Below are 16,438 nucleotides of genomic sequence, written 5' to 3' on the forward strand. Positions count from 1 at the left end.
AATCCTCTGCGACCGGTACAACCGCACCCGTTCCGGAAGTGCGGCTGTACCGACGGACGGTTTATTCGCCGGTGAATTCGGGGGCGCGCTTCTCGAAGACGGCGGTGATCGCCTCGGTCAGGTCCTGCGACGGCAGGAACGCGGCGTTCCACGCGGCCACGTAGCGCAGGCTGTCGTCGACGGCGGCCGCGCGGGAGTGGTCGAGGACGTCCTTGATGCCGTGGACGACGAGCGGCGGGTTCGCCGCGATCTCGGCCGCGGTCTCCTGCGCGGCGGCGAGGACGGCGTCGGCGTCCGCGAAGACGCCGTTGACGAGACCGATCTTCTCGGCGCGCCCGGAGTCGATGTCCTTGCCGGTGAGCGCGAGTTCCCGCAGATGACCGTCGCCGATGATGGCGGGAAGCCTGGCGAAGCTGCCCATGTCGGCGACGATCGCGACCTTGACCTCACGGATGCTGAACTTCGCGTCGGTGCTGGCGTAGCGGATGTCGCACGCGGAGATCAGGTCGACGCCGCCGCCGATGCACCAGCCCTGGATGGCCGCGACCACCGGTTTGCGGCAGTCGGCGACCGCGTTGATGCCGGACTGCATCCGCTTGATCATGTCGTGGAACGCGGTACGCGGGCCGGCCTGCGCCTTGTCCGCGAGGACGGAGCCGAAGCTGCCGCTCATGGCGGGCAGGTCCAGACCGAAGGAGAAGTTCTTGCCGGAGCCGGCGATCACCACCGCGCGCACGTCCGGATCGGTGTCGAGTTCACGGAAGATCTCGGGGAGCTCGCTCCAGAAATCCGGGCCCATCGCGTTGCCTTTTCCGGGTCCGATGAGCGTCACCTGCGCGACGTGATCCTTGCGCTCGACGGTGAACGCATTCCAGGTCTTCTGTTCGGTCATTACTCAAGAGTAACCACCGCTGTTCGAGGTCAGGCGAAATACCCTGGAGGTCTCTGCACCGTCTTGTGAACGGACAGCCGCCATGACGCACCGGACGACCCCGGTTGGCAACGCCGTAGTCGTCGGCGCCGGAATGGGGGGACTGCTTGCCGCGGCGGCTCTCACCGGCTCGTTCCGGAGCGTCGTCGTCCTCGACCGCGACGTCCTGCCCGATACGGCCACCGCGCGCAGGTGCGTGCCGCAGGCCCGGCACGTGCACGCGCTTCTCGCCGGTGGGCAGGCCGCGATGGAGGACCTCCTGCCGGGGTTCGTGTCCGAACTCCTGACCCTCGGCGCCACCGCGGGCGACGCGCTGGGCGACATCCGGTGGATCGTCGACGGGCATCGGATGGCCCGCGAGATCAGTGGGGTCCCCGGCATTCTCGCGAGCAGGCCGCTCGTGGAGTGGCAGATGCGCAGGCGGGTCGAGGCCCTGCCGAATGTGCGGATACTGGACCGTTCCGACGTCACGGGTCTGATCGTCGACGGCGAGCGGGTGACCGGGGTGACCGTGCAGCACCGGGGTGGTGTCCCACCGGAGGTCGTCGAGACCGATCTCGTCGTGGACTCGTCCGGCCGTAGTTCGCAGGGTGTCGCCCGGCTCGGCGAGCTGGGGTTCGCGCCACCGGCCGAGTCGCAGCTGGCAGTGGACGTCAGCTACGCAACGAGGCACTTCCGGCTCGACCCGCCGCACCTGGACGGGGATTCCGGCATCGGGATGGCGCCGGGACCGTCGAGTCCGCGCAGTGGATTCATGGGTGTGCAGGAGGACGGCACCTGGATCGTCACTCTCGCCGGGTACGGGGACGACGTGCCGCCACTGGATCCGGACGGATTCCTCGACTTCGTGAAGTCGTTCCCCGCCCCGGACATGTACGACGCACTTCGCACGGCCGAGCCGGTGGACGACGGCGTGCGGTACCGAATCCCGACGACGGTCCGGCGGCACTATTCCGCGGACGATCTGCCGTCGAATTATCTGCCGTTCGCGGACGCCATCTGCTCGTTCAACCCGATCTACGGCCAGGGCATGAGCGTCGCCGCGGTGGAGGCGACGATCCTGCGGGACTGCCTGCGGTCGAGTCGGACGCATCTCGCTCGCCGGTTTCTCCGCGGGGCGAACCGGTGCATCGATGCCGCGTGGACCCTCACCGTCGACAACGACCTCCGGATTCCGGCCGTGCCCGGACGGCGGTCGGCGCGGGTCCGGTTGGTCAATGCGTACACGTCCCGGCTCGATCGGGCGGCGGCCGTCGACCCGGCGGTGGGGTCCGCGTTCCTCCGGGTGACGCATCTTCTCGAGCGTCCGGGGACGCTGCTCCGGCCGGCGACGGTGCTGCGGGTTCTGCTCGCCGCCCGCTGACGGACGACCGCGAGATTACCTGTATGTTGACGTCACAGATACCTGAAGGATCTGCGCCGCCACGAGAGGAAATCCGTGCTCGACATAGCCTGGAACCCGACGCTGAACACGCTCACCCGCAACGCCTGGCGACTGTCCTTCGGCGGCGGAGTCGCGCCGGTCCAGCGAACCCCGTCGACGCGCATCCACGAGGCTCCCCATCAGGACCTGTACCGATTCGACACCACCGAGACCGACGGCGGCCGGCCCGTCCTCCTCGTGCCCCCGCTCGCGGCGCCCGCACACTGCTTCGACCTCCGTCCGGGCCAGAGCCTGGCCGCACACCTCGCCGATTCTGGGAAGGCGGCGTATCTCCTCGACTACGGCACCATGGGCTACTCCGACCGCGGCCTCGGATTCGAGGATTGGATCGACGACTTCATCCCGGCGGCCGTCGACCGCGTGTCCCGACTCCACGACGGTGCACCCGTCGACCTGATCGGCTGGAGTCTCGGGGGAACGATGTCGCTGCTCACGGCTGCGGGCCGAAACTATCTGCCGATCGGCTCGGTGACGGCGATCGGCACGCCGATCGACTACGAGTCGGTGACCATGATCGCGCCGCTGCGCATGGTCGGCCGGTTCACCGGCGATCGCCCCCTCACGACCGCGACGCGGGCGATGGGCGGGCTGCCCGCGCCGCTGGTCCAGGCGAGCTACCGCTTCACCGCACTTCAGCGCGAGCTCACCAAGCCGTGGTTCATCGCCCGGAACCTGCACGACACCGAGACCCTCGCGCGGATGGAGTCCATCGACCGGTTCATGGCCGACATGCCGGGTTATCCGGCCCGGTTCTTCCGCCAGGTCTGCACCGAGCTGATCCTCGGGAACACGCTCGCCGCGGGGAGCTTCGATACCCGGAACGGTGCGATCACGCTGGCCGATCTCGCGGTGCCGGTTCTCGCGATCGGCGGCACCGAGGACGTCATCGCGCCGATCCCGTCGGTCCGGGCGGCGACGGACGTCTTCACCGGTTCTCCGTCGGTGCGGTTCGAGTCCGCTCCGGGCAGCCACCTCGGACTTGTCGCGGGCCCGAAGGCCAAGGAGTCCACGTGGGCCCACATCGACGGCTTCCTCGACGGTGTCGTCGCACAGACCGCCTGAGATCAGGTCAGCCCGGCCCTCGCGACGGCCCCCGCGAACAGTGCGGTGACCGCGGCGCCCATCGTCGACTGATCCACTTCCTCGGGGTCGACGGAGTGTTCGAGCACGAGGCCGGAGATGAGGGCCATCAGCGAGATGGCCGTGGTGCGGACGTCGAACGTGTCGTCGACCCCCCACTCCCGTGCGCGTTCACCGATCAGTTCGACGAGCTTTCCCCGCAGTTGCCGCCGCTCCCGCAGGTACGCCTGGGCGATCTGCGGGTCACGTGCGGCGAGCACGCCGAATTCGAGCACCAGCAATGACCAGCCCGGCTCGCGCACCATCCACGACGCTATGGCCTCGCCGCCTTTGCCCGCGGCGTCCGACGGGTTCAGGCCGGCGATCTCGGCGAGGACCCGTCCCGCCAGTTCGAGTGAGCGCGCCGCGAAGAGTTCGGCGAACAGGTCCTGCTTCGACTCGAAGTTCGAGTAGACCGCCCCCTTGGTGAACCCGGCCCGGCGCGCGACCTCGGCGAGCCTGGCCGCGCTGAAGCCCCGCTCCGCGAATTCCTCCGCCGCCGCGTCGAGGAGGCGCTGACGCACGACATCACGACCGGGACGCGTCGTCGGCGCCCATTCGGTGTGACGACTGTCCGGTTGACGATCTTCAGTCACGATACCTAGGGTATTCAATACCTACGGTATCGACAAGGATCGAGGACGTCCGATGACCATGACCGACAGCGAATCCCCCACCCCGGCTCCCGTGCACCACGACAGTCCGGTGTCGAAGTACGGCGCTCCCAGGGTGATGGTCGCGCTGGTCTTCGGCGTTCTCCTCCTCCAGCTCGGCTTCATCCTCAGCTACGTGGCCGCGTTCCATCAGCCCACACCCCGCGACATCGAGATCGGTGTCGTCGCGGCGGAGGGACTGCCCGCAGGCACGGACCAGCAGGTCGCCGACCGGCTCGATGCGATCGACGGCAGGCCGCTGCGCGCCCGTGTCGTCTCGGACACCGTGGAGGCCCGGCGACTCCTCCACGACCGTGAGATCCAGGGCGCATTCGTCATGAATCCCGTCGGCCCCGACACCCTGATCACGGCGAGTGCAGGCGGCAGCTCGATTTCCAGCGCGCTCGAATCGGTCTTCGCGGAGGTGGAGAACAGCCAAGGTCGCCAGTTCACGGTGCGCGACGAAATTCCGGTAGGCGCGCACGACAACCGCGGACTGTCCGGTTTCTATCTGGCGGTCGGATGGGTGGTCGGCGGCTACCTGCTCGCGGCGGCGATCGGCCTGTTCATCGGCGCCCCGCGGACCCTGCGTCAGGCCTCCGTGCACACGGCTGTCCTGTTCGGGTACGCCGTGCTGTCCGGTGCCCTCGGCGCCCTGATCACCACTCACGTGCTCGGCACGTTCGCAGGCCACTGGTTCCCGCTGTGGCTTCTCGGAACAGGTGTCGTCTTCGGCACCGCCGTGTTCACACTGGGGTTGCGCGCCTCGGTCGGCATCCTCGCAGTGCCCCTCGCGATCGCCGTCTTCGTCATTCTCGGCAATCCCAGCGCCGGCGGTGCGTTCGGTTCGAACGTCATCCCCGCCTTCTACGCGGCCATCGGACGCTGGATCACCCCGGGCGCGGGCACCGAGGGAATTCGCAGCATCGTGTACTTCGACGACGTCGGACTGGGGCAGCCCGCCCTCGTCCTCGCGCTCTACTCGGCGGTCGGGCTCGGACTGCTGTTCGGGTTCACCGTCCGGCGCCTCCGGAAGCCGGAATCGACTACGCCCCGTTCCGATGTCGTGTCGGACGACGCTTCTTGATGTCGTACCGGAGGAATGGACCTACTCTTGGTTCATGCCGACGCCCCTGCACCCCCACGCCGCGCATGTCGCCGAGACTCTGATCGCGCGGGGACACCACGGGGTGATCGTGACCCAGCCCGACTCCACCCACTCCGCGGCGGAGGCGGCGGAGTCTCTGGGGGTCGACATCGGGGCCATCACCAAGTCGCTGGTGTTCCTCCTGGACGACGATCCGATCCTGCTCCTGGTGTCGGGGGCGCACGAGGTGGATCTGGCGAACACGGGCAAGCGCCTGCAGGGAAATCTGACCCGGGCACCCCTCGACATGGTGCGGATCGCCACCGGCCAGCCGATCGGGGGTATCGCCCCGCTCGGACATCCCACGAACCTTCCGACGTACGTCGACAACGCCCTGTCCGAGTACGCGGAACTGTGGGCGGCCGCCGGCCACCCGGACACCGTCTTCCGCACGTCGTTCTCAGAGTTGGTGCGGATCACCGCGGGCCTGGCGATCGACGTCGACTGAATCCCGGTCGGTCCACGCCCCTATAGTTGACGTCAGATCTCGTGAACGAGAGTGACGTGAACGAGAATGACACAGTGCCCAGACGGGCCGACCCGGAGAATGATTTGTCCGACAGAGCCGAGAACGCCGAAACCGTCGATGGTTCGGACCTCCCCCGCGACCCTCAACTCGCCCCCGGAATCTGCGCGGACGACTACCGCGCAGCCCTCCGCCGTCACCCGGCCGGGGTCACCATCGTGACCCTCGACTCGGGGTCCGGCCCGGTCGGCTTCACCGCGTCCTCGTTCTCCTCCGTCTCACTGGACCCGCCGTTGGTGTCGTTCAACATCGCGAACACGTCGTCCAGCATCGATGCACTTCATTCCGCGGATTCGCTGGTGATCCACCTTCTCGGAGAGCACCAGCAGCACCTGGCTCAGCGATTCTCCCGAAGCGCCGACCAGCGGTTCGCCGACGTGTCCCTCTGGGCGCGACTCGACACCGGCGAACCGGTCCTCCACGGAACTCCCAGCTGGTTGCGGGTCATCGTGGACCAGTTGATTCCCGTCGGCGATCACACGCTCGTCATCGGCCTCGTCACCCGCGTCCATGCCGAGGCAGACGACGATTCCGCTTCGGCTCCCCTGCTGTATCACGAAGGCCGGTACTACCGGCCCACTCCGCTCGGCTCAGCGAACAACGGCAGCTGACCTGGTCAGGACGCCAGCACCCGCTCGCGGAGGGGGAGCTCGAAGCGACGCAGCGCTTCGTCGACGGCGTCGGCGGAGGTGACGAGACCGCGCTCCTCCAGCCACGGGAGGGTGCCGTCGACGAGCTGCTCCAGAACCCTGGGCAGCGACAGCGGCAGCAGGGTCACACCGTCGGCGACGCCTGCCGCCTGGATGTCGGCGATGAGTCCGGCGAGGCCGACCGGAGTTCCGATGTACTGCAACGACACCGGAGCACGCGGTGTCTCCAGGGCGCTGTCGAGGAGGGCCAGCTCCTTGCGTGCGGCGCGGGCCTCTCCGGCGATGAGCACCTCGAGGTCCACCAGGACGGTGACGCCGTCGGGGTCGCGACCGTCGGCGACGAGTTCGGCGCGGATCCGCGCGCGTTCCTGCTGCGCCTCACGCAGATCGGATGCCCGGATCCGAACGACGTTCGGCGGGAACGATGTGAGGTCGAGCTGATCCGTCGAGTCGGCGGTCAGGTCCACCCAGTAGTCCGCACCGTTGATCGGCCGCGTGCCTGCGGCGCCCTCGGCCGCCGGGTGGTGGCCCGATCCGGTCAGTTCGACGGCGACGCGGAGGGGACGGGAAACGAAGGCATTGTCTCGAGACATAGGGGTTCCTCGGGAATGACGTGTGAATGAAACGGAGCTGGAAGAACGGTCAGCTCGAACACATACCCGAGGCGGTTCGGCACAGATCGACATGCCGACGGCACCAGTGAGCAATCATTGTGCTCCCAGCCTGCGATGCCATGCGGTCATACTAGCGCGTCCTGCGAAAAACGTGTCTCCGGCACCGGATTCCACTGGCCGCTCTCGTTGGCGTAGGTCCAGCTCCGACGCCCCGCCACCAGAGTGCGCACCGCGTCGACCAGCCGATCCACGTCCTCGGAGCAGCTTCCGAGACCCACACTCACCCGCACGGCGCCGTCGGGCCTGCCGAGGCGTCCCAGCAGCGGATGGGCGCAGAAACGCCCGTCGCGAACTCCGATTCCGTGTTCGGCGGACAGGTAGGCGGCGATCTCTCCCGGCTCGAACCCGTCGATCGTGAACGTCACGATCCCCACGGTGTCGGGGGCGTCCGACCACAGCCGCAGGAACTCCAGGCCGTCGACGGAGCCGAGGCCGTCGAGGAGCCGGCCGGTGAGCGCCGCCTCGTGTTCGGCCACCGTGCCGAAGTCCAGCTCGGACAGCGCATCGCACGCGGCGGCGAGCGCCGCCGCGCCGAGCACGTTGGGGGTTCCCGCCTCGTGCCGGGCAGGGGCGGGCGCCCACTGGGTGGATTCGACGGTCACGTTCCGGACTGCTCCGCCGCCCGCGAGGTAGGGCTCGGCGGCGTCGAGCCAGTCCCGGCGGCCGACCAGCACGCCCGAGCCGAAGGGGGCATACAACTTGTGTCCGGAGAATGCGAGGTAGTCGACGCCCCACTCCTCGACATCGATGCGGCGGTGCGGTGCAAGCTGAGCGGCGTCGACGAGAATCCGTGCGCCGCAACGATGCGCCACCTCGGCGAGGGTGGCGATGGGCAGCACCTCGCCTGTCACGTTGGACGCACCCGTCACCGCGAGTAGGGCGGTGGGCTTGGAGCACAGTTCGGCGACGAGCAGGCGGACCGTCTCGTCCAGCGTGTCCGCCGCCCTCACGACGCGAGAGTTCTTCCACGGCAGCAGGTTCGCATGATGCTCGATGTCGAGGACCACGGTGCTGCCGGGGACGCAGCCGGCGAGCAGATTCAGCGAGTCGGTCGTGTTGCGGGTGAAGACCACCACCTGGTCCTCGCCTGCTCCGACGAACCGGGCGACCGAGTCGCGGGCCTTCTCGTAGCACTCGGTCGACACTCGCGACGCGTAGCCGGCGCCGCGGTGCACGCTGGAGTACGTCGGAAGCAGTGCCGCGATTCGGTCGGTCACCTGCGCCAACGCCGGGGCACTGGCGGCGTAGTCGAAGTTGACGTAGGCGCAGTCGCCGCCCTGAACGAGCGGAACCCGCAGGTCGGAGCCCGAAACCTGGGCCAGGGGGGCAACACACACGTCAGCGGTCAATACAGCAGTCATCACGACATCCCTCGTAGTCAGGGACTCGTCGCAGGGTCGGTGCCCTCTCGGAGTCCGCGCTTGCCGGGTTCGGTATGAACCTCAGCCTGGTCGTCACCCGGAGCACCCCGCCGCGGTGGAGGGTTGCCGACCAGCTAGCCGGGGCTTGACGCTGGTACTCGTGACCTGTTTCGAAGATTGCAGGATCGACGCGCGGTTGTCAACCCGAACCCGGGAGGGTCCGGCATCCGGGCGCAAGAACCCGCGTCAGTTGGGGGTCACCCCGAGGAGCGGGGCGAGCTGGTTCGCAATCGGGTTGAGGTCCAGCCTGTTCGGGTCCTTCTTCGGCTTCGAGTCCCACGGCTGCACGGTGGCGGGGTCGCCGAACACGATCCGGTTCGCACTGCGGACGCCGGTGAGACTGCCCTGCGGAGCCGCGCAGGACGCCGCGGTGTTCTGCGGGAAGTCCTGCTGCGTGTCGTCGAAGTTCGGGTCCTTCCGCTTCATCTCCTCGAGGATCGCCTGGGTGCCCTCGTAGCCGACGGTGCACGACGGCGGATTGTTGGTCTCGGCCACCAGGCCCAGGTGAACGGTTCCGTCGCCGGGCGCAATGGTCGACGACGCCGCCGCCACCCCCGGCAGGTACACGAACAGGGTCTGCAGGGCCGTGGCCTGCACCGCGATCGCCTTCGTCGTGGCGGACAGGTTGGCGAGGTTCGTCGTGACACCCGGTGCGACCGCCGAGACGAGTTGCCCCAGTTGATCACTCGCCGAGTTTCCGTTGTCGATCAGCCGCCGGACGTCGGGGTCGCTGCTGCGCAGCCGATCCGCAAGCGAGTCCAGATCGGCACTGAAGTCCCTGATTGCAGAGGACTGTTCGGACTGCGTGTCCAGCACTGCGCGACTGTCTCGCACCAAAGCCATTGTCCGATCGAGTGATTCGGCGCCCGATGCCGACAGCCCGGAGAACGAATCCGCGAGTGATTGCAGGTCTTCACCCTTGCCGTCGAACGCCGCGCCGAGTTCCGTCACGACCGTGTGGAGCGCGTCGATCGGCACGGATTCCGTCAATCCCTGCGTGCCGGCAAGCAACTCTTCGACGGGCACCGGCGTCGACGCATCCTCGGCGGCGATACGGGACCCGTTCGCCAGGAACGGCCCGCGATCGGTGGCGGGCTGAAGGTCGACGTACTGCTCGCCGATCGCCGACCTGTTCGCCACGAGGGCTTTCGCGGACGCGGGAATGCCGGGCGCGCTCGAGTCGATTCTCAATTCGACGACGACGCCGTCCGCGGTCAGGGACATGTCCCCGACGCGGCCGACCGGCACGCCGCGGTACGTGACTTCCGCGTTGGTGAAGATGCCGCCCGACGTCTCCAACTCGAGGTTCACCGTGTATTCGCCGAAGCCGAGGAGATTGTCGAGGCGCACGTAATTCGCACCCACGTAGACGAGGCCCATGAGGGCCACGAGAACGAATCCGATCAGCTGCCACCGGACGAGCGGCGACCTCACCGTCCACCCTCGATCCGGCGTCGAGCGGACGCCGTCCCCGCTGCGGCGAGCCGGCACCGATTCGCGAAACGACTGTTGATGGCAGCGACAGGCACAGGCACTCCGATGGCAGAGGGATACATGAGACGAGCAGTTACACATATATCTAGTCCGGTAGCTGTAGCAGCGCAAACTCCGCACCGCCCTCGGTGGTGCACGTCACCCGAAGGTCTTGACTGAATTTTCAGTTTGGAATATCTTCAGTACTCAACAGGACGTGATGACGGTCACCTCCGCCGAGAATGTGAGGTCCGCAGTGTCCACGAATCTCGACCCGACGACGCCCCTCGACGACACCGCCCCCTCCCCTCCGGAGGACCGTTTCGGACACGTCGAGACGATCGGCGTGGAGTACATCCCCGAAGCGGAACGCGATTCGCGACCGCTCAACATGCTCGCCGTATTCTTTGGCGGCAACCTGGCGTTCTCGGTGATCGTGTTCGGCTGGCTCCCGATCACGTTCGGACTCGGGTTCGGCAGTGCGATCGCGGCCAGCGCGGTCGGCATCGGACTCGGCACGCTCCTCATCGCCCCTCTGTCACTTCTGGGCCCGCGCACCGGCACGAACAACACCGTGTCGAGTGGTGCGCACTTCGGAGTGAGCGGACGGATGATCGGCTCGGGGCTCACCCTGCTCTTCGCCCTCGCATACGCCGCGATCGCGGTCTGGACCTCGGGTGACGCGCTGATCGCGGCCGCCCACCGCCTGCTCGGCACGCCGGTCGACAACGGCATGCTCGCCCTGGGTTACGGCATCATCGCCGCCGAGATCGTGGCCGTCGCGCTGTTCGGCCACGGCACGGTGGTCGCGCTCCAGAAGTTCGTGCTGCCCGTCGTCGCCGCGCTGCTCCTGCTCGGTGTCTTCGCATTCGCGGGTCGCTTCGACGGCGGAGCGGGCAGCGGCGACTATCTCCTCGGCGGGTTCTGGCCCACCTGGATTCTGGCCGTGGTGCTCGCCGTCGGCGGTCCGCTGTCGTACGCCCCGACGCTCGGCGACTACAGCAGGCGGATCTCCCGGGTGCGGTTCAGCGACCGTACGATCGTCGCGGCCACGATGGCAGGCATCTTCTTCGGGCTGTTCCTGACCGCGGCTTTCGGATCGTTCACCGCGTCGACGTTCACCACGCTGAGCGACTCCTACGTTGCCCACCTGGTGGCGGAGGCGCCCGGTTGGTACGTGCTGCCGATCGTCCTCGTCGCCCTCGCAGGAGGACTCGGCCAGGGCGTCCTCAACGTCTACGCCAGCGGTCTCGATCTGGAAGCGCTGATCCCCCGGTTGCGCCGCGTCCACACCACGCTGATCACGTCGGCGCTCGCGGTCGCCCTGCTCTACATCGGCGTGTTCGTCGTCGACGCCGTCGATTCGATCACCGCGATGACCTTGGTGCTCAACGGTTTCGCCGCGCCGTGGGTGGCGATCAACGTCGCCGGCTTCCTGGTTGCGCGGCGAGGGCAGTACGACGCCGTCGACCTCCAGGTCTTCAATCTGGGCCGCAGGGGTGGGCGCTACTGGTTCACCGGCGGGTGGAACCTGCGCGCCGTCATCCCGTGGGCGGCCGGATCCGTGTTCGGCGTCCTCGCCGTCGACACGTCGCTGTACTCCGGGCCCCTTGCCGACATCGCGCACGGTGTCGATGTCAGTCTTGTCGGATCGTCGGCCATCGCCGTGGCCGGCTACCTCGTCGCGCTGCGACTGTGGCCCGAACACGTGGCCCCGGTCGAGGCGCCGACGTCCTAGGACGACACGAAGGAGATTCACCGATGAGCGAGCGACGCGATGCGATTCTGAAGGCCAGCGCGACAGCCATTGCCCAACGAGGCATCCGCGGGCTTCGCGTCAACGATGTCGCGGAGGTCGCGGGCGTGTCGCCGGGCCTGCTGTACTACCACTTCAAGGATCGCATCGGCCTCCTCGAGGCCGCCCTGAACTACATCAACGACCGTGCCCGCGCCTACCGCGGCGAGGGCGAGGGATCCGGCGACTCCGCCCGCGACCGCCTCACCCGCTCCCTCCTCGGCGAGATCCAGGACCGTCCCGAGGTCGTGGAGAACTCGCTGGCCTGGAACGAGTTACGCGCATCCGCCGTGTACGAGGAGGCCTTGCGGGAACCCCTCGCACGGACCACCGCCGCGTGGGTGTCGGAGATCGCCGACGCGATCGCGCAGGCGCAGGGCACCGGTGAGATCGCCCCCTCCCTCGACCCCCGGCGCACCGCGGTCACCATGACCGCCCTCGTGGAGGGCCTGTCCGGGCGGTGGCTCTGCAAGGAGATCTCCACCGAGGACGCCCGCTCCCATCTGCTCGGCGCGATCGACGTCGTGATGTCCGAGCCCACCCACCACTCCGATCCGACCCACCACATTTCCGACACCCCCATCACATCCAGACCGAAGGAATAACGATGACCATTCGCACGATCACCGCACTGCCCGCTCCGTCCTCACCGGCGCGCTTCACCGAATCCGCCCGCACGCCGCTGCGGGTCGGGCTGGTGCAGCACCGCTGGCGTCCCGATGCCGACGCACTCCGCACCGAGCTGACCGACGCGATCGGCGAGGCCGCCGCCCTCGGCGCTGCCGTGGTGTTCCTGCCGGAACTCACGTTGTCGAAGTACCCCGCCGACACCCGCGCGACCGGGACCCCCGGCCGCGACGCCGAGAACCTCACGACCGGGCCCACCTACACTTTCGCGGCCGCCGCCGCTGCCCGGCACGGGGTCTGCGTCCACGCCTCCCTCTACGAACGAGCCGACGGCCCGGACGGTCTCGGCTTCAACACCGCCATCCTCGTGTCCCCGTCCGGTGAACTGCTCTCCCGGACCCGCAAGCTGCACATCCCCGTCAGCGCCGGTTACTACGAGGACACCTACTTCCGCGGCGGTCCCGCCGACGACGCCTACCCCGTCTACCGCCCCGCCGAACTGAACGGTGCCGCACTCGGTTTGCCGACGTGCTGGGACGAGTGGTTCCCCGAAGTCGCGCGGATGTATTCACTCGGCGGCGCCGAGATCCTCGTCTACCCCACCGCGATCGGGTCGGAGCCGAGCGCCCCGTCTTTCGACACCCAGCCGATCTGGCAGCACGTGATCGTCGGAAACGGCATCACCAGTGGCACATTCATGGTGGTCCCGAACCGCTGCGGCAACGAGGGCGGCATCGACTTCTACGGTTCCTCGTTCATCTCCGACCCGTACGGCCGGGTGCTCGTGTCGGCGCCCCGCGACGAGGAGGCGGTCCTGGTGGCCGATCTCGACCTCGATCAGCGGAAGGACTGGCTCGATCTCTTCCCGTTCCTGACCACCCGCAGGCCGGACACGTACACCCGGCTGACGGATCCCGTGGACCACGAGCACCCCTACGGACTCCCGACGACCGTATCGGCCGCGGAGACCCGGTCATGACCTGGCGGATGCCCAGCGAGACCGAACCGCAGGAACGGGTGTGGATGGCGTTCCCACCCCTCGGGGCCTCGATGACCGCGACAGCGGACGACGCGCACGAGGCGCGGACCGCGTGGACTGCCGTCGCCCACGCGATCGCCGAATTCGAACCGGTCACCATGGTCGTCGATCCGGCGGACCGGGACGTCGCCCGGCAATACCTGTCCCCGGACGTCGATGTAGTCGAGGCTCCCCTCGACGACGCCTGGATGCGCGACATCGGACCCACGTTCGTCCTCGACGAGAACGACCGCCTCGGTGCCGTCGACTGGACGTTCAACGGCTGGGGACAACAGGAGTGGGCCACCTGGGATCGCGAACGGTCGATCGGCGCGGCCGTCACCCGGTGGTCCGGTGCCCAGCCGGTCCCGTCGTCGATGGTCAACGAGGGCGGCGGGATCCAGGTCGACGGTCACGGCACCGTGCTCGTCACCGAGACCGTGCAACTCGACCCGCTGCGCAACCCCGGCCTGGACGCGGCGGGAGTCGAGGCCGAACTCGCGCGCACGATCGGCGCCGAGCACGTCGTCTGGCTCCCCCGCGGCCTCACGCGGGATTCCGAGAAGTTCGGCACCAAGGGCCACGTCGACATCGTCGCGGCGTTGCCCACACCCGGGGTGGCTCTCGTGCACTCCCAGCGCGACCGATCCCACCCCGACCACGAGGTGACCGCCGAGATCCTGAAAGTTCTCTCCGACAGCCGTGACCGTTCCGGTGCGCCGTGGCGGATCGTGGAGGTGCCTGCCCCGACGGTCCTGCGTGACGAGGAGGGCTGGGTGGATTACAGCTACATCAATCATCTCGTCGTCAACGGCGGCGTCATCGCGTGCGGCTTCGACGACCCCCACGATGCTCTCGCCCGCGACATCCTGTCGAGCGTCTACCCCGGTCGCCGCGTCGTCACGGTCGACGCCCGGCAGATCTTCGCGCGGGGCGGCGGCATCCACTGCATCACCCAGCACCAGCCTCGCGGGCGGATCTAGCGGGCACTGTTCTCGCTGTCCACTTCCGCGAGCCGCCTCGCCAGGAATCGCCGGGTCGGTTCGTTCGCCGCCAGGCCGATCGCGGCGCGGTACTCCGCGCTCGCCTCCGCGGGCCTGCCCGCTCGGCGCAGCAGGTCGGCGCGCGTCGCGTGCACGGTGTGCGTCCGCGCCAGCCTCGGCTCCCCGGCGAGTGCGTCCAACTCGGCGAGGCCGGCGTCGGGGCCGTCGCGGAAGCTCACTGCGACAGCGTGATTGAGACGGACCGCAGGTGAGTCACCGTACGTCCCGAGTTCGTCGTATCCGGCGACGACGGCGTTCCACTCGGTGGCCGCCCAGTTCGGCGCCGTCGCGTGGGCGGCCGCGATCGTGGCCTGCGCGCTGTACGGACCGCCTCCCCTGCGCCGTGCGGCCCGCAGGCACACGACGCCTTCCTCGATCTTCGCCCGGTCCCAGCGCCGACGGTCCTGGTCCTCGAGGGCGACGAGATCGCCCGCGCCGTCCGTTCGCTGGGCGCGCCTACTGTCGTGAAACAGCATGAGCGCCATCAGCGCCCACGCCTCACCCTCGTCCGGCATCAGCTCGCACAGCAACCGGCCGAGCCGCAGCGCCTCCTCGCAGAGTTCGTCCCGGATCGCGGTGTCGCCCGACGTCGCCGAATAGCCCTCGGTGAACACCAGATAGATGCAGGCGAGCACCTGCGGGGTGCGCTCCGGCAGCAGATGGTCGGGCGGGACCCGGAAGGGGATACCGGCAGTCCGGATCTTCGACTTCGCGCGGCTGAGCCGTTGGGACACGGTCGGTTCCGGGGCAAGGAACAACCGGGCGATCTCCGCGGGCCTCAGCCCGGCCACCAGGCGGAGAGTCAACGCGACCTGCGACTCCGGGGACAGCGCGGGATGGCAGCACGTGAACATGAGCCGCAACTGGTCGTCACGCACCGGCCACACCTCTTCCTCGTCCGGAGGCGGAACGAGCCGCGCCGCATCGTGCTCCTTGTCGCCGCGCAACGACTCCCGGCGCAACCGGTCCAGGGCCCGGTTGCGTGCGACGGTCGTGATCCAGGCTCCCGGGTTCTTCGGCAGCCCCGCCTCCGGCCAGCTGCGGATCGCCTCGGCGAACGCCTCCTGGACCGCATCTTCCGCGAGGGACAGGTCGCCGACCATCCGTGCCACGGTCGCCAGCGCCCGACCGGACTCCTCCCGGAAGACGCGGCCCAGCGTGTCGCCGTCCATTACTCGGTGTAGGCGACGATCTGCCGGAGTTCGATGCAGCCCTTCGACGTCACCGGGATCTTCGCCGACAACGCGATCGCGCTCTCCCGGTCGTCGGCCGCGAGCACGTACAGGCCGTTCGCGACCTCGGCTGTCTCGGCGAAGGGGCCGTCGGTGAGAAGGAGCTCCCCGTCCCGGACGCGGATCGTCGTCGCGGAGTCCGGCGGATAGAGGGCTCCGCCGCCGCGCACCGCGGACCCGGCGAGGCGACCGAACTTCTCGTGCTCGGCCATTCCCTCGTCCCACTGGGGTGTGCCCGGCGCCACCGCCGCCGCCACCGGTTCGCGGAGCAGCGCCATCCAGCAGCCTTTCTGATCGGTCACGGGCATCCACTCGAACATCGGCCACAACTCGATGATCGCCTCGGGGATGTGCCGCGCCACATTCAGCACCTCGTCCAGGTCCGGTCCCTCGAGGACGTAGAAACCACCGATCACCTCCGCGGTCTCCGCGAACGGACCGTCCGTGATCAGTGTGCGGCCGCCCTCGTTCCGGATGGTCGCCGCCTCCGCGCTCGGATACAGGGCACCACCTCCGACGATCGCGGAGCCCGCTCTTTCCGTGAACGTCTGGTGGCGCGCAACGGCCACCGCGAACTCCGGACTGTCCGGTGCCCACTCGGTGGCGTTCTTCTCGTCCGCCAGCAATGCCAGGTAGTACATGAGGTCATCCTTCCTCTAATCGAAGGAACCCGGGTGCTCCTTCT

General features: G+C 68.5%; 17 protein-coding genes and 1 riboswitch. Of the genes, 9 read left to right on the forward strand and 8 right to left on the reverse strand.

What is annotated here, in order from left to right:
• Positions 1-61: 61 nt before the first annotated feature.
• The gene (locus DTA22_RS31400) at positions 62-892 is read right to left on the reverse strand and encodes a crotonase/enoyl-CoA hydratase family protein (protein WP_112302029.1); all 831 of its coding nucleotides are present in this window, start codon (positions 890-892) and stop codon (positions 62-64) included.
• Between the two features lie 82 nt (positions 893-974).
• Here DTA22_RS31400 and DTA22_RS31405 point away from each other — a divergent pair, with 82 nt between their 5' ends.
• Both DTA22_RS31405 and DTA22_RS31410 read left to right on the forward strand, forming a co-directional pair.
• The gene (locus DTA22_RS31405; RefSeq protein ID WP_112302030.1) at positions 975-2,294 is read left to right on the forward strand and encodes an FAD-dependent oxidoreductase; all 1,320 of its coding nucleotides are present in this window, start codon (positions 975-977) and stop codon (positions 2,292-2,294) included.
• 75 nt (positions 2,295-2,369) lie between these two features.
• A complete protein-coding gene (locus tag DTA22_RS31410; RefSeq protein WP_112302031.1) occupies positions 2,370-3,437 on the forward strand; it encodes an alpha/beta fold hydrolase in 1,068 nt (355 codons plus the stop codon).
• Positions 3,438-3,439: 2 nt separating this feature from the next.
• On the opposite strand, the gene DTA22_RS31415 is transcribed toward DTA22_RS31410, so the two are convergent.
• Complete coding sequence (locus DTA22_RS31415) at positions 3,440-4,018, reverse strand: TetR/AcrR family transcriptional regulator (RefSeq protein WP_112302032.1); 579 nt, start codon at positions 4,016-4,018, stop codon at positions 3,440-3,442.
• Between the two features lie 124 nt (positions 4,019-4,142).
• Here DTA22_RS31415 and DTA22_RS31420 point away from each other — a divergent pair, with 124 nt between their 5' ends.
• The 3 genes from DTA22_RS31420 to DTA22_RS31430 all read left to right on the forward strand — a co-directional run bounded on the left by DTA22_RS31420 (position 4,143) and on the right by DTA22_RS31430 (position 6,431).
• The gene (locus tag DTA22_RS31420; RefSeq protein ID WP_112302033.1) at positions 4,143-5,234 is read left to right on the forward strand and encodes an ABC-2 transporter permease; all 1,092 of its coding nucleotides are present in this window, start codon (positions 4,143-4,145) and stop codon (positions 5,232-5,234) included.
• A 34-nt stretch (positions 5,235-5,268) separates the two neighbouring features.
• Positions 5,269-5,742, forward strand: a complete 474-nt coding sequence (locus DTA22_RS31425) for a YbaK/EbsC family protein (protein ID WP_005244991.1) — start codon at positions 5,269-5,271, stop codon at positions 5,740-5,742.
• Positions 5,743-5,921: 179 nt separating this feature from the next.
• Positions 5,922-6,431, forward strand: coding sequence for a flavin reductase family protein (locus DTA22_RS31430; RefSeq protein ID WP_370184656.1), 510 nt, complete (start codon positions 5,922-5,924; stop codon positions 6,429-6,431).
• A gap of 5 nt (positions 6,432-6,436) precedes the next feature.
• Here DTA22_RS31430 and DTA22_RS31435 read toward each other — a convergent pair whose 3' ends face one another.
• The 4 genes from DTA22_RS31435 to DTA22_RS31445 all read right to left on the reverse strand — a co-directional run bounded on the left by DTA22_RS31435 (position 6,437) and on the right by DTA22_RS31445 (position 9,999).
• Positions 6,437-7,063 carry an LLM class oxidoreductase gene (locus DTA22_RS31435; protein WP_037242358.1) on the reverse strand — a complete coding sequence of 209 codons (627 nt, stop codon included), beginning with the start codon at positions 7,061-7,063 and terminating at the stop codon, positions 6,437-6,439.
• Positions 7,064-7,112: 49 nt separating this feature from the next.
• Complete coding sequence (locus tag DTA22_RS37225) at positions 7,113-7,205, reverse strand: putative leader peptide (protein ID WP_368680942.1); 93 nt, start codon at positions 7,203-7,205, stop codon at positions 7,113-7,115.
• Positions 7,206-7,209: 4 nt separating this feature from the next.
• Positions 7,210-8,505 carry an aminotransferase class V-fold PLP-dependent enzyme gene (locus tag DTA22_RS31440; protein WP_112302035.1) on the reverse strand — a complete coding sequence of 432 codons (1,296 nt, stop codon included), beginning with the start codon at positions 8,503-8,505 and terminating at the stop codon, positions 7,210-7,212.
• 51 nt (positions 8,506-8,556) lie between these two features.
• A riboswitch (SAM riboswitch) is annotated at positions 8,557-8,671 on the reverse strand.
• 80 nt (positions 8,672-8,751) lie between these two features.
• Complete coding sequence (locus DTA22_RS31445; protein WP_112302036.1) at positions 8,752-9,999, reverse strand: MlaD family protein; 1,248 nt, start codon at positions 9,997-9,999, stop codon at positions 8,752-8,754.
• A gap of 295 nt (positions 10,000-10,294) precedes the next feature.
• Here DTA22_RS31445 and DTA22_RS31450 point away from each other — a divergent pair, with 295 nt between their 5' ends.
• Genes DTA22_RS31450 through DTA22_RS31465 form a run of 4 tightly spaced genes read left to right on the forward strand, consistent with a single transcriptional unit; the run spans position 10,295 to position 14,461 of the window.
• Complete coding sequence (locus tag DTA22_RS31450; protein ID WP_112302111.1) at positions 10,295-11,776, forward strand: purine-cytosine permease family protein; 1,482 nt, start codon at positions 10,295-10,297, stop codon at positions 11,774-11,776.
• A gap of 23 nt (positions 11,777-11,799) precedes the next feature.
• On the forward strand, positions 11,800-12,438 hold the full coding sequence (locus DTA22_RS31455) for a TetR/AcrR family transcriptional regulator (RefSeq protein ID WP_112302037.1): 639 nt from the start codon (positions 11,800-11,802) through the stop codon (positions 12,436-12,438).
• A gap of 2 nt (positions 12,439-12,440) precedes the next feature.
• Positions 12,441-13,439: a nitrilase-related carbon-nitrogen hydrolase gene (locus tag DTA22_RS31460; RefSeq protein WP_037242364.1), complete on the forward strand. Its 999-nt coding sequence runs from the start codon at positions 12,441-12,443 to the stop codon at positions 13,437-13,439.
• Positions 13,436-14,461 (forward strand): agmatine deiminase family protein, encoded by a 1,026-nt coding sequence (locus DTA22_RS31465; protein WP_112302038.1) that lies wholly within the window; start codon positions 13,436-13,438, stop codon positions 14,459-14,461. Before DTA22_RS31460 ends, DTA22_RS31465 begins: the two co-directional genes overlap by 4 nt.
• Here DTA22_RS31465 and DTA22_RS31470 read toward each other — a convergent pair.
• A complete protein-coding gene (locus DTA22_RS31470) occupies positions 14,458-15,693 on the reverse strand; it encodes an RNA polymerase sigma factor (RefSeq protein ID WP_112302039.1) in 1,236 nt (411 codons plus the stop codon). The two genes, DTA22_RS31465 and DTA22_RS31470, sit on opposite strands and share 4 nt — an antisense overlap.
• On the reverse strand, positions 15,693-16,394 hold the full coding sequence (locus DTA22_RS31475) for a YciI family protein (protein ID WP_112302040.1): 702 nt from the start codon (positions 16,392-16,394) through the stop codon (positions 15,693-15,695). Before DTA22_RS31475 ends, DTA22_RS31470 begins: the two co-directional genes overlap by 1 nt.
• Positions 16,395-16,438 lie beyond the last annotated feature (44 nt).

Origin of the sequence: Rhodococcus wratislaviensis (assembly GCF_900455735.1) — a bacterium.
In the GTDB taxonomy this organism is placed as follows: domain Bacteria; phylum Actinomycetota; class Actinomycetes; order Mycobacteriales; family Mycobacteriaceae; genus Rhodococcus_F; species Rhodococcus_F wratislaviensis.